This window comes from Pseudidiomarina piscicola (genome assembly GCF_902806985.1).
GTDB classification, from domain to species: Bacteria; Pseudomonadota; Gammaproteobacteria; order Enterobacterales; family Alteromonadaceae; genus Pseudidiomarina; species Pseudidiomarina piscicola.
The window spans coordinates 153,821-166,454 of the sequence record NZ_CADCXY010000001.1; the positions used below are offsets into that span (position 1 = coordinate 153,821).

General features: G+C 50.1%; 12 protein-coding genes and 2 tRNA genes. 12 read left to right on the forward strand and 2 right to left on the reverse strand.

Annotated elements, in window-relative coordinates:
• The first annotated feature begins 94 nt into the window (after nucleotides 1–94).
• The 3 genes from carA to greA are packed head-to-tail and all read left to right on the forward strand — an operon-like array spanning nucleotide 95 to nucleotide 4,983.
• Nucleotides 95–1,255 (forward strand): glutamine-hydrolyzing carbamoyl-phosphate synthase small subunit, encoded by a 1,161-nt coding sequence (gene carA / locus PSI9734_RS00740; RefSeq protein ID WP_246194668.1) that lies wholly within the window; start codon nucleotides 95–97, stop codon nucleotides 1,253–1,255.
• 30 nt (nucleotides 1,256–1,285) lie between these two features.
• Nucleotides 1,286–4,510, forward strand: coding sequence for a carbamoyl-phosphate synthase large subunit (gene carB / locus PSI9734_RS00745; RefSeq protein ID WP_173919213.1), 3,225 nt, complete (start codon nucleotides 1,286–1,288; stop codon nucleotides 4,508–4,510).
• Entirely contained in the window at nucleotides 4,507–4,983 is a 477-nt protein-coding gene (gene greA / locus PSI9734_RS00750; RefSeq protein WP_173919214.1) for a transcription elongation factor GreA, read from the forward strand. Before carB ends, greA begins: the two co-directional genes overlap by 4 nt.
• Before the next feature lie 20 nt (nucleotides 4,984–5,003).
• Here the strand turns inward: greA and PSI9734_RS00755 are convergent, their stop codons facing one another.
• Nucleotides 5,004–5,282 (reverse strand): helix-turn-helix domain-containing protein, encoded by a 279-nt coding sequence (locus PSI9734_RS00755; RefSeq protein ID WP_173919215.1) that lies wholly within the window; start codon nucleotides 5,280–5,282, stop codon nucleotides 5,004–5,006.
• Between the two features lie 173 nt (nucleotides 5,283–5,455).
• On the opposite strand from PSI9734_RS00755, the gene PSI9734_RS00760 reads away from it, so the two are divergent.
• Nucleotides 5,456–5,929: a helix-turn-helix domain-containing protein gene (locus tag PSI9734_RS00760; protein WP_173919216.1), complete on the forward strand. Its 474-nt coding sequence runs from the start codon at nucleotides 5,456–5,458 to the stop codon at nucleotides 5,927–5,929.
• On the opposite strand, the gene yhbY is transcribed toward PSI9734_RS00760, so the two are convergent.
• Nucleotides 5,926–6,234, reverse strand: coding sequence for a ribosome assembly RNA-binding protein YhbY (gene yhbY / locus PSI9734_RS00765; RefSeq protein WP_173919217.1), 309 nt, complete (start codon nucleotides 6,232–6,234; stop codon nucleotides 5,926–5,928). The two genes, PSI9734_RS00760 and yhbY, sit on opposite strands and share 4 nt — an antisense overlap.
• An 80-nt stretch (nucleotides 6,235–6,314) precedes the next feature.
• On the opposite strand from yhbY, the gene rlmE reads away from it, so the two are divergent.
• From rlmE to PSI9734_RS00805, 8 genes are all read left to right on the forward strand, one after another.
• Complete coding sequence (gene rlmE, locus PSI9734_RS00770; protein ID WP_173919218.1) at nucleotides 6,315–6,941, forward strand: 23S rRNA (uridine(2552)-2'-O)-methyltransferase RlmE; 627 nt, start codon at nucleotides 6,315–6,317, stop codon at nucleotides 6,939–6,941.
• Between the two features lie 50 nt (nucleotides 6,942–6,991).
• On the forward strand, nucleotides 6,992–8,914 hold the full coding sequence (ftsH, locus tag PSI9734_RS00775; RefSeq protein WP_173919219.1) for an ATP-dependent zinc metalloprotease FtsH: 1,923 nt from the start codon (nucleotides 6,992–6,994) through the stop codon (nucleotides 8,912–8,914).
• A gap of 53 nt (nucleotides 8,915–8,967) precedes the next feature.
• Entirely contained in the window at nucleotides 8,968–9,780 is an 813-nt protein-coding gene (gene folP / locus PSI9734_RS00780) for a dihydropteroate synthase (protein WP_173919948.1), read from the forward strand.
• Complete coding sequence (glmM, locus tag PSI9734_RS00785; RefSeq protein WP_173919220.1) at nucleotides 9,777–11,117, forward strand: phosphoglucosamine mutase; 1,341 nt, start codon at nucleotides 9,777–9,779, stop codon at nucleotides 11,115–11,117. Before folP ends, glmM begins: the two co-directional genes overlap by 4 nt.
• 110 nt (nucleotides 11,118–11,227) lie before the next feature.
• Nucleotides 11,228–12,004, forward strand: coding sequence for a triose-phosphate isomerase (tpiA, locus tag PSI9734_RS00790; protein ID WP_173919221.1), 777 nt, complete (start codon nucleotides 11,228–11,230; stop codon nucleotides 12,002–12,004).
• A 2-nt stretch (nucleotides 12,005–12,006) separates the two neighbouring features.
• On the forward strand, nucleotides 12,007–12,339 hold the full coding sequence (gene secG, locus PSI9734_RS00795) for a preprotein translocase subunit SecG (RefSeq protein WP_173919222.1): 333 nt from the start codon (nucleotides 12,007–12,009) through the stop codon (nucleotides 12,337–12,339).
• 12 nt (nucleotides 12,340–12,351) lie between these two features.
• A tRNA-Leu gene (locus PSI9734_RS00800) sits at nucleotides 12,352–12,436 on the forward strand.
• 65 nt (nucleotides 12,437–12,501) lie between these two features.
• Nucleotides 12,502–12,578: transfer RNA gene (locus PSI9734_RS00805), tRNA-Met, on the forward strand.
• Nucleotides 12,579–12,634 lie beyond the last annotated feature (56 nt).

The window sequence follows — 12,634 nt, forward strand, 5'->3', positions numbered from 1 at the left end:
TAAGCTGAAAACGCGCACTTTTTAGCTGGTGCAAGGTAATCAACGGGGAAGTCATTCAATGATTCACCCGTTTTTTTATGTACGGAGGTTAACCTTGAGTATTCTAGCAAGCCATTCAGCGAGCAAAGCCATATTGGTGCTTGCGGATGGAACTGTTTTTCACGGCACTGCCATAGGTGCTGGTGGCACGGCAGTCGGCGAAGTTGTTTTTAACACCGCAATGACTGGCTACCAAGAAATTCTCACCGATCCCTCCTATGCTGAACAAATCGTAACTCTTACTTATCCCCACATTGGCAATTACGGCACCACCCACGAAGACGAAGAATCAAACCGCGTTTGGGCGAAAGGTCTGGTGATCCGTGATTTATCTCTCAAAGCGAGTAACTTCCGTTTAGAGCAGTCATTAGGTGACTATCTTCGGCAGCGCAATGTGGTAGGTATTGCGGATATCGACACCCGTAAACTCACGCGTTTACTGCGTGAGAAAGGGGCACAGAACGGTTGTATTATGGCCGGCAATGTCGATGGTGAGTTAGATATTGATAAAGCATTAGAGTTGGCTCGCGGCTTCCCTGGCCTTCAAGGCATGGACCTCGCAAAAGAAGTCACCATTCGTACGCCCCATGAGTGGACCAGCAAAAGTTGGCAGCTTGGCAGCGGTTTTAGTGAGCTTGGCGAGGCGAAATTTCACGTTGTGGCCTATGATTATGGCTGCAAACGAAATATTTTACGGATGCTTGCCGACCGAGGCTGTAAAGTCACCTTAGTGCCTGCCGAAACACCGGCCAGCGAAGTAATGGCAATGCAGCCCGATGGCGTGTTTTTATCAAATGGCCCGGGTGACCCAGAACCTTGTGACTATGCCATTAAAGCGATCCAAGAGTTGATTGCCGCCGAAGTTCCGGTATTTGGAATTTGTCTTGGCCACCAACTTCTGGCGCTCGCCAGTGGTGCAAAAACCGAGAAAATGAAGTTTGGTCACCATGGCGCCAACCATCCCGTACAGGATCTTGCCAGTGGGCGCGTGATGATTACCAGCCAGAACCACGGCTTTGCGGTTTCCGAAAACAACCTTCCGGACAACCTTAAGGTGACACATAAATCACTGTTTGACGGTACTTTACAAGGTATCCATCGTACCGACGTTCCCGCCTTTAGCTTCCAGGGACACCCTGAAGCCAGCCCGGGACCGCACGATGCAGCACCTTTGTTTGACCACTTTATTGATTTAATGAGTCAGCGCGCGCAGTAAGCGCTGCCTGAACGGAGGACGAACCGACTTATGCCTAAACGTACCGACATAAAAAGCATCCTCATTCTTGGCGCTGGCCCAATTGTCATTGGCCAGGCCTGTGAGTTTGACTATTCCGGCGCGCAAGCGTGTAAAGCGCTGCGCGAAGAGGGTTACAAGGTCATCTTGGTAAACTCGAACCCGGCAACCATCATGACTGACCCAGAAATGGCCGATGTGACCTATATCGAGCCGATTCATTGGGAAGTTGTGGCAAAAATTATTGAGGTTGAGCGGCCTGATGCAGTGCTGCCGACCATGGGTGGACAAACAGCACTCAACTGCGCACTGGAACTCGACAAGCATGGTGTGCTCGATAAATACAATGTCGAAATGATCGGTGCGAACGCCGATGCGATTGATAAAGCAGAAGACCGTGATCGCTTCGATAAAGCCATGAAAGCGATCGGCTTAGAGACCCCTAACGCCGAGGTGGCACACGATCTTGATGAAGCCTTTGATATAGTCGGTCGCCTTGGTTACCCCTGTATTATTCGACCGTCGTTTACCATGGGCGGCAGTGGTGGCGGTATTGCTTATAACCGCGAAGAGTTCGAAGAGATTTGCCGTCGTGGTCTTGACCTCTCGCCCACCAATGAATTGTTAATTGACGAATCTTTGATTGGCTGGAAAGAATACGAGATGGAAGTTGTCCGCGACAAAGCCGACAACTGCATTATTGTTTGTGCTATCGAAAACTTCGATGCCATGGGTATCCATACGGGCGACTCCATTACGGTCGCACCAGCACAAACCTTAACCGATAAAGAATACCAAATTATGCGTAACGCAGCGCTGGCTGTATTGCGTGAAATTGGGGTCGAGACAGGTGGCTCTAACGTGCAGTTTGGTATCGACCCAGATACCGGTCGTATGGTGGTGATCGAGATGAATCCGCGGGTGTCGCGTTCATCGGCGTTGGCCTCAAAAGCGACGGGCTTCCCGATTGCCAAAGTGGCTGCGAAATTAGCTGTCGGTTATACCCTGGATGAACTGGAAAACGAGATCACTGGCGGTCGCACACCGGCTTCTTTTGAGCCAGCACTCGACTATGTCGTGACCAAAATTCCACGGTTTAACTTCGAGAAGTTTGCCGGTTGTAACGATCGCTTAACCACCCAAATGAAGTCGGTAGGTGAGGTTATGGCGATTGGCCGTAACCAACAAGAGTCGTTACAAAAAGCTCTACGCGGTTTAGAAATTGGCGCGACGGGATTCGACCCAATGGTCGACCCGAACGACCCTGAAGCCCGTGGCAAAGTTATTCGCGAGCTCAAAGAGCCGGGTGCTGAGCGGATCTTCTATATTGCCGATGCCTTCCGTCTTGGCATGACTGTACGTGAAGTGTTTGAACAAACACGCATCGACGAATGGTACCTGATCCAAATTGAAGAAATTGTACTGTTAGAAGCTGAAATTCAGAAGCTTGGCATGACCGGACTTGATGAACGTGTGTTGCGCGTGTTGAAACGCAAAGGTTTTGCCGATGCGCGCATTGCCGACATTTTGGATGTTGCAGAAGCGGAAATTCGCCGCCGTCGACACGAGTTGGGCGTGGTTCCGGTTTATAAGCGAGTAGACACCTGTGCCGCAGAGTTTGCCTCGGATACAGCATACATGTATTCGACCTACGACGAAGAGTGTGAAGCGGCACCAACGGATCGCGACAAGATCATGGTGATCGGTGGCGGACCTAACCGAATTGGTCAAGGTATCGAGTTCGATTATTGCTGTGTTCATGCGGCGCTAGCGTTGCGTGACGACGGCTATGAAACCATTATGGTGAACTGTAACCCAGAAACGGTTTCGACCGATTATGACACGTCAGATCGCTTGTACTTTGAACCCATCACATTAGAAGATGTACTTGAAATTGTTCGCGTTGAACAGCCAAAAGGTGTGATTGTTCAATACGGTGGACAAACACCGCTTAAATTAGCGCGTGAACTCGAGGCCAATGGTGTGCCAGTGATTGGTACCTCGCCTGATGCCATTGATCGCTCGGAAGACCGCGAACGTTTCCAAAGCGCAGTGCGTCGCTTGGGCCTTAAGCAACCCGAAAATGCGACCGTCACCAAAGTAGACGAAGCGTTACGCCAAGCAGGGCGTATTGGTTATCCACTCGTGGTTCGGCCGAGCTACGTGTTAGGTGGCCGAGCGATGGAAATTGTCTATGATGAAAGCGACTTACACCGTTACCTCACTGAAGCTGTGAAGGTTTCTAACTCAGCGCCAGTGTTACTCGACCGCTTCTTAGACAATGCCGTTGAAGTCGACGTGGATGCAATTTGTGACGGTCAAGATGTGTTTATTGGCGGTATTATGCAGCACATCGAGCAGGCCGGCGTTCACTCCGGTGACTCTGCCTGTTCATTACCGCCTTACTCGCTGAGCGATAAAATTCAAGATGAGTTACGCGACCAAATGCGTAAACTTGCGTTTGAGCTAAACGTTCAAGGCTTGATGAACGCACAGTTCGCGGTGAAAGGTGATGATGTTTACCTGATTGAAGTGAACCCACGCGCCGCCCGAACCGTACCTTTTGTTTCAAAAGCGACGGGTGTTCCGTTAGCCAAAATTGCTGCGCGCGTAATGGTTGGGCAAACCCTTAAACAACAAGGCTACGATAAAGAGGTGATTCCACCTTACTACTCAGTAAAAGAAGTGGTGATTCCTTTTGCCAAGTTCCAAGGTGTAGACCCTATTCGTGGTCCAGAGATGCGCTCAACGGGCGAAGTGATGGGCGTCGGTGAAAGTTTCGAAGAGGCCTATGCGAAAGCCAATTTAGGCGCGGGTGAAGCCCTTGCCAAAGCAGGTAAAGCGTTATTGTCTGTGCGTGATGGCGATAAAGCGCGCCTATTCGACTTGGCGCGCGGCTTAATAGCTCTCGGCTTTTCACTTGAGGCGACGCGCGGTACAGCAAAAATGCTGGGCGAGGAGGGCATTAGTTGCTCGGTCGTCAACAAGCTGCAAGAAGGCCGACCGAATATTGTTGATGCCATCAAAAACGGCGAGTACAGTTATATTATTAATACTGTTGAGGGCCGCCAGGCGATTGAAGACTCGGTCTATATTCGTCGCGAAGCACTCTTGAATAAAGTGATTTACACCACCACCTTAAATGCTGCCTTTGCAACGGTTAAAGCAAATACAGCAGACGATCGGGCGCGGGTGAATTCACTGCAGTCACTACATAAAAGGGTTGAAACAGCATGAGCCAGATTCCAATGACAACCCGTGGCGCGGAAATGCTACGGGAGGAATTGCAACAATTAAAAAGTGAAGATCGACCGCGTATTATCGCGGCGATCGCTGATGCGCGCGAGCATGGCGATTTAAAAGAAAATGCTGAGTATCACGCGGCGCGAGAGCAGCAAGGTTTTTGTGAGGGGCGCATTCAAGAAATTGAAGCGAAACTTTCAAATGCCCAGATCATCGATGTCACCAAAGTGCCGAACCAAGGCAAAGTTATTTTTGGTGCCACCGTTACCTTGTATAACACTGCGACCGACAAAGAAGTCACCTACCGGATTGTTGGTGATGATGAAGCGGATATTAAGCAGAACTTGATTTCAGTCAACTCACCCATCTCACGTGCGCTTATCGGCAAGCAAATCGATGACGTTGCGCGAGTCAATACGCCAAACGGTGAAGTGGAATATGAAGTGGTGTCGGTCGACTACCGCTAACCCATCGCTAGGCCGACGTACTAACTTTTATCATTTAAGAGCGCGACGAGTTCGCGCTCTTTTTGATCGCGCTCTATTTTGCTGCTCGGGGTAGGCCGATGATAGCTCTCTACGTCTGGGAACACCTCTTCTATGGGGTGACCTAGGGCCTTTGCTATCGCGTGCGCGACCGAATGCGAGCGCGCCTTACGGGACGCCACCTTCGAGATCAACGAAGGGCTTTTCCCTAGAGCTTTAGCAAGCATCGAAAAATCAAATCCTCGCTGGGCTAATTCCTTTTTAATTTTATTACTATCCATCGTCGCTCTGCTGTGGTTGAATGTGTTCAATGTGAACTTAAATGGAGTTCACAGTGTATTCAAATGAACTAAAAAGTGGGTCAAAAGACAAAAATTAAGGAAAAATAATGTCAAATGACACAAAAATAAATACTACACATAGGGCGCTAAAAAGCAAAGTAGAAATACTCAGTATGGACGAGTGCATTGCCAGGTTACGGCTTTATTTTGGTGACCTACCACTGGCAAAAATGATGCGTAAGCTCGGTATTCCCAACTCGACCTATGCAAATTGGCGAAAAAGAGGAACCGTAACGAGTGACCAATTAGTCGTTGGCTTGATTAACGCAGGTATTTCTTTAGATTGGTTTTTCTCACCGAATAAGCAGCTGAACTATCCAACCCCGTCGCAGCTTCATATTGCCGAAACGGTACAGTCTGATTACCAACGTGAGTCGGAGCAGCGCACACAGGTGATTAAGGCGGTAGAGGCGGTGGAGCCGTTGTTTGAAATGTTTAAACTACGCAAGACGGAAGAGAATCAAGCGTTATTGGTGGAGACCTACCTAGCCAAACGCAGTGACCATGTAACCGTAGGTTTTGCTGTTAAACAAGTCGCAAAAGCGCTGGCGCACGCGCAACGCTCTGCTAAGGGACCGCGCAACTAATTGCGCGGTAACTGAATCTTACCTTCTGGGCTGGGCTTATAAAGGGTGACTATTTTACCGACCACCTGCACCCGATACGCGTGCGTATGCGCCAAAATCGTTGCATAGACTTGCTCACGTAACTCACGATCTTCTTCAGGTACCTTCACCTTGATCAGTTCGTGGTGATTAAGTGCAAGTTCAATTTCTGCCATAACCCCTTCGGTTAAGCCATTGGCGCCTAATAAAACCACCGGTTTTAGGCTATGCGCCAAGCTTTTTAGGTGTTGTTTTTGTTTATTGCTTAAAGTTAACCCTTCAGCCATGTAATAATATCCTACTATCTCTTGAATTTTCGCTATTCTACCGCCATCTGGGTAGTAGAAGCTAGTTTGGTATTGAGACAATGGGCAAAAAACGATCAGCAAGTAGCACACGATGGTTACAAGAACACTTTAGTGACCACTATGTACAGAAAGCGCAAAAGCAAGGTTTGCGTTCGCGCGCCGTGTTTAAAATTGACGAGATCCAAAAAAAGGATCGCATTCTAAAACAAGGTATGACCGTGGTTGACTTAGGTGCAGCCCCGGGTGGTTGGTCCCATTATGTGGTGGAGCAATTGGCCGGCAACTGCCAAGTGATCGCTTGTGACATACTGCCGATGGATCCGATTGCGGGCGTCGACTTTCTCGAAGGCGATTTTCGTGAAGAGGCGGTTCTCGACGCCTTGCTGACCCGAATCGGCGGTAAGAACGTAGATGTAGTATTGTCGGACATGGCACCGAATATGAGTGGCAACGACAATGTTGATTTGCCGCGCTCAATGTATTTGGTGGAGTTGGCGCTTGATATGTGCCGGCAAGTCTTAAAACCAAATGGCAGCTTTGTTGTTAAAGTGTTCCATGGACAAGGATTTGAAGAATACCTAAAGGCGGTTCGCGCGGCCTTCACCACGGTGCGAACACGTAAACCAGACTCGTCTCGGGCACGCTCTCGAGAGGTCTACTTGGTAGCGACGGGATACAAATTGTAGTACGCTGTGGCAAGCGAGCTAAGCAACGCAAATAAATGAGGTAGTCAGCTTTGAGCGATATGGCAAAAAATTTAATTCTTTGGCTAGTGATTGCTGTCGTATTGATGACAGTGTTCAATAGTTTTAGTCCTGGCGGTGGCAACAACGCCCAGGTTCCGTACAGCCAATTTGTTTCGCAAGTAAACAACGGCGGTATCCGTAAAGCTGATATCGACGGACGGGTTATTACTGCGCAGTCACGGACAGGCGATTCGTTTACCACGGTGATTCCGATGAATGACCCTGAGTTGATGAATGACCTGCTGAAAAACAACGTCGAAGTCGTCGGCAAACCACCAGAAGAGCCGAGTATTCTTACCTCGATCTTCATTTCTTGGTTCCCGATGCTGTTGTTAATTGGGGTATGGATTTTCTTCATGCGTCAAATGCAAGGCGGTGGCGGTGGCCGCGGAGCCATGAGCTTTGGTAAAAGCAAAGCACGGTTAATGAGCGAAGACCAAATCAACACTACGTTTAGCGACGTTGCCGGGTGCGACGAAGCCAAAGAAGAAGTGACAGAGCTGGTCGACTACTTGCGTGATCCGACTAAATTCCAACGTCTGGGCGGTAAAATTCCTAAAGGCGTGTTGATGGTTGGCCCTCCGGGTACGGGTAAAACCTTGCTTGCGAAGGCGATCTCTGGTGAAGCGAAAGTACCGTTTTTCTCGATTTCAGGCTCTGACTTTGTCGAGATGTTTGTCGGTGTGGGTGCCTCACGTGTACGTGACATGTTCGAGCAAGCAAAGAAATCTGCGCCGTGCATCATCTTTATTGATGAAATTGATGCCGTAGGTCGTCAACGTGGTGCTGGCCTTGGCGGCGGACACGATGAACGCGAACAGACATTGAACCAAATGCTAGTTGAAATGGATGGCTTTGAAGGCAACGAAGGCATTATCGTGATTGCCGCGACCAACCGTCCAGACGTATTAGACCCTGCATTGTTGCGCCCTGGTCGTTTCGACCGTCAGGTGATGGTCGGCTTGCCAGATGTGCGTGGTCGTGAACAAATTTTAAAAGTGCATATGCGTAAAGTCCCACTTGGGGACGATGTCGATGCCTCGTTGATCGCTCGTGGTACGCCAGGCTTCTCGGGTGCTGACTTAGCCAACTTGGTGAACGAAGCTGCGCTGTTTGCCGCCCGCTCTGATAAGCGCGTGGTTGCGATGGAAGAGTTCGACCAAGCAAAAGATAAGATCATGATGGGGGCTGAGCGCCGGTCAATGGTCATGACGGATGAAGAAAAAGCACAGACTGCCTATCACGAAGCAGGTCATGCCATTGTTGGCCGCTTAGTGCCAGAGCATGATCCGGTTTACAAGGTATCGATTATACCGCGTGGGCGAGCGCTTGGTGTCACTATGTACTTGCCGGAGCAAGACCGCGTAAGCCATTCGAAACAACACCTTGAAAGTATGATCTCAAGTTTGTTTGGTGGACGTATTGCCGAAGCTATTATTTACGGTGATGAAAAGGTGACGACAGGCGCATCGAACGATATCGAACGTGCCACCCAAATTGCTAAGAAAATGGTGACGCAATGGGGCTTGTCCGAGAAAATGGGACCTTTGCTTTACGCGGATGACGAGAACGAGGTCTTTTTAGGTCGCTCGGTAACACAGCACAAGCACATGTCAGATGAAACTGCGCGTGCCATCGACCAAGAAGTGAAGCTGTTTATTGACCGTAACTACGATCGTGCACAGCGGATATTGGAAGAAAACGAAGATATCTTGCACAGCATGAAAGACGCGTTGATGAAATATGAAACCATCGATGCCGCTCAAATAGATGACTTGATGAATCGTCGCACGGTGCGTGAGCCAAGAGATTGGCAAAAGAAAGACCGTAACGATGATACTGGAGGAGGCGCAGCTACCAGTGCGGATGACGAGCCGCTAACTGGAAAGCCTGGTGACGCCCCAGCAAGTTAACAGCTAAGAGCCCCGGAAACGGGGCTTTTTTTTGAGGAGCTAAAATTAAAATGATGGAAGACGTAGCTCAACCCCAAGTGATGGGCATTCTCAATGTGACTCCGGACTCTTTTTCCGATGGTGGTCGGTTCAATCGTATTGACAGCGCCCTGCGCCAAGCCGAACAGATGATAGCCGATGGTGCGGTTTACCTTGATGTTGGTGGCGAATCAACGCGACCAGGTGCGCCATCAGTAGGCGTCGACGAGGAGCTGGAACGGGTGATACCCGTGGTCACCAAACTGGCGCAGGAATTCGATGTAAAGCTGTCAGTAGACACCTGTAAAACTGCGGTGATGGCCGAGGCGCTGGCCCATGGTGTTGGCTTCATTAACGATATCCGTGCCTTGCAAGACGATGGCGCCTTAGCGCTGTTGGCGCAGCACGATGCCGATGTGTGTTTGATGCACATGCAAGGTGAGCCAAGAACCATGCAGCAACAACCGCGCTACGACGACGTAGTGACTGAAGTGAAAGGTTTTTTGCAGGAGCGCATTCGTGCCTGTGAAGACGCGGGCATTTCGCGTGAGCGGATTTTTCTCGATCCAGGCTTTGGATTTGGCAAAAGCGTCAGGCATAATTACCAGCTGCTGCAACGTATGCAAGCACTACATGAATTACAACAACCGCTGTTGATCGGGCTCTCACGTAAATCGATGCTTGGTCATGTGACTGACCGCGAGGTGAGTGAACGGTTACCAGCGAGTATTGCCGCGGCGACCATTGCCGCGATGAAAGGGGCGCGAATTATTCGCGTACATGATGTCAGGGAAACGGTTGATGCAATGAAAGTCGTTGCAGCAACCTTGGCTGGAGAATTCAGTTGAGTCAACGTAAGTATTTTGGCACCGATGGTGTCCGTGGTCGGGTAGGCGACTTTCCAATTACACCGGACTTCGCAATTAAATTAGGTTGGGCTGCAGGTACCGTTTTATCGCGCTCTGGTAACCAGCGCGTGTTGGTTGGTAAAGACACCCGCCTGTCGGGTTACATGTTAGAGTCTGCCTTGGAAGCTGGCTTACTGTCGGCCGGTGTCAGCGTCGAATTCCTCGGCCCTATGCCAACGCCAGCAGTGGCCTATCTAACGCGTAACTTTCGCGCCGCAGCGGGCATTGTGATTAGTGCCTCGCATAACCCGTATTACGATAATGGTATCAAGTTCTTCTCCGACTCGGGGAGCAAGCTGCCTGATAGTGTGGAAGCGGAAATTGAGCGTTTGCTCGATGAGCCTTTGGTGTGTGTGCCGTCGGAGCAAATGGGGCGAGCGAGCCGCATCGACGACGCGCCCGGACGCTACATTGAATTTTGTAAGAGTGCCTTCCCGTCGGAACTATCGTTAACGGGTTTGACCATTGTTGTTGATTGCGCCCATGGCGCAACCTACCACATCGCGCCCGATGTGCTCCGTGAGTTAGGTGCGACAGTGCATGAGATTGGTACTGCCCCTAATGGTATTAATATCAATGCAGATTGTGGCGCAACAGACTTAGCAGCGTTACAAGCAAGCGTGCGCGAGCACAAAGCGGACCTGGGTTTTGCCCTTGATGGTGATGGTGACCGCTTAATGATGGTAACCCCAGACGGCAGAGTCGTTGATGGCGACGATGTGATCTACATTCTGGCGCGGGCAGCCCAGCAAGATGGCTTGTTACAAGGTGGTATTGTCGGCACATTGATGTCTAACTTCGCCTTAGAAAAGTTTTTCTCTGAGCGCAATATTCCTTTTGTGCGGGCCAAAGTGGGTGACCGCTATGTGATGGAAGAGCTGGTGAAACGCGACTGGAAAATTGGTGGCGAAAACTCAGGCCACCTGATCAACCGTCAATTTCATAGCACAGGTGACGGCATTATTGCCGGCTTGCAAGTGCTGACAGCCATGCAGCGCGAGCAATGCAGCCTTAGTGAATTGTTGCGCGGCTTTGAAAAATACCCTCAAGCACTGATTAACGTACGTTTCAAGGCGGGCTCAGACCCACTCGCAGATGCAGCCGTACAATCGGCGGTGGCGGATGTTGAACAGAAGCTGGGTAACGAAGGGCGGGTGCTACTGCGTAAATCGGGCACCGAACCCTTGATTCGCGTGATGGTTGAAGGTCGTGAACCGAGTTTAGTTAAAACCTTAGCGCAGCAAATCGCTAGCGAAGTTGAAGCGGCGGCGAATTAATAAGCAGTCTCGCGCTTTTGTGGTATTCAGTACTTGTAAGTTGGCGGCAGGTTATGTAATATCTCGCCGCTCTTAAGGTCGCATTTAGAACGCACTTAGTAGAGGCATTTATGCAACGGCAACCGTTAGTTATAGCGAACTGGAAAATGAATGGCAGTCGCCAACTTACCAGCCAGCTGGCGCAAGCGCTGCGTGCTGACACAGGGTTGTTAAATGATGTCACTGTGGTGGTTTGTCCCCCTGCAGTATTGTTGCCGGCCTGGCAACAAGAAGTGTTCTACGATGATGTGCACTTAGGTGCCCAAGACACCAACGAGAATAGCGCAGGCGCGCACACTGGCGAACACAGTTTGCCATTGGTGAGCGAAGCTGGCGCGGAATATGTGCTGGTGGGGCATTCTGAGCGTCGCCAAGCCTACGGTGACTCAGACCAACGCGTGCAGGCGAAAGTCGATTCGATTTTAGCCTTCGCGGGGCAGAAATTAAAAGTGGTCCTCTGTGTTGGCGAGCAAGAACATGAGCGCGACAGTGGTGACACAGTTAAAGTTATTGAACGACAGTTAGCTACAGCGTTAGCTAATGTCAGTGCGGGGCAACTGGCACATGTAGTGGTTGCTTACGAGCCTGTTTGGGCCATTGGTACCGGTAAAACGGCGAGCCCAGAACAAGCACAAGACGTACACGCATTTATACGGAATTGGTTGCAGCAACAGTATGATGCTGCAGCAGAAACAGTGCCATTGCTGTATGGTGGCAGTGTCAAAGCAGATAACGCTCCAGCGTTATTCGCAGAATCAGACATTGATGGCGGCTTGATTGGCGGCGCAAGTTTAGAACCAGAGGCGTTCCTTGCAATTTGCCGCGCAGCGCAAGCCCGGAGAAGTTAACTATGTACGAATTTTTATTGATTGCCTATCTTATTGTAGCCATTGTCTTGGTCGGATTTATTATGATCCAGCAAGGTAAAGGGGCCGACATGGGCGCATCTTTTGGTGCTGGCTCATCGAACACAGTGTTTGGATCAGGCGGTTCGGGTAACTTCTTGACCCGTACAACAGCGGTTATCGCGATTGTATTCTTTATTTTGAGCTTAGTACTAGGTAATTTGTCGTCAGGAACCGGTGACGTAGAGAGCGAATTCGATACTATCGAAACGCCAGCACCTGTTAGCGAAGAAATTCCGACCTCAGGTTCTGGTAGCGACGTACCAGAGTCTAACTAAGTTAAGATTTATGCGGATGTGGTGGAATTGGTAGACACGCTATCTTGAGGGGGTAGTGCTTTAGGGCGTGCGGGTTCAAGTCCCGCCATCCGCACCAAATTTGCAACCTGTTAGCGGTTGCGTTTCCTTCGGGAATCTTTATAATATGGACACGTTTTCGGACGCGGGGTGGAGCAGTCTGGTAGCTCGTCGGGCTCATAACCCGAAGGTCGTAGGTTCAAATCCTGCCCCCGCAACCATTTAACAAAGGGTCCAGTGTTTTAAAAGCCCCGCAGCAGTTCGGGGCTTTTTACTA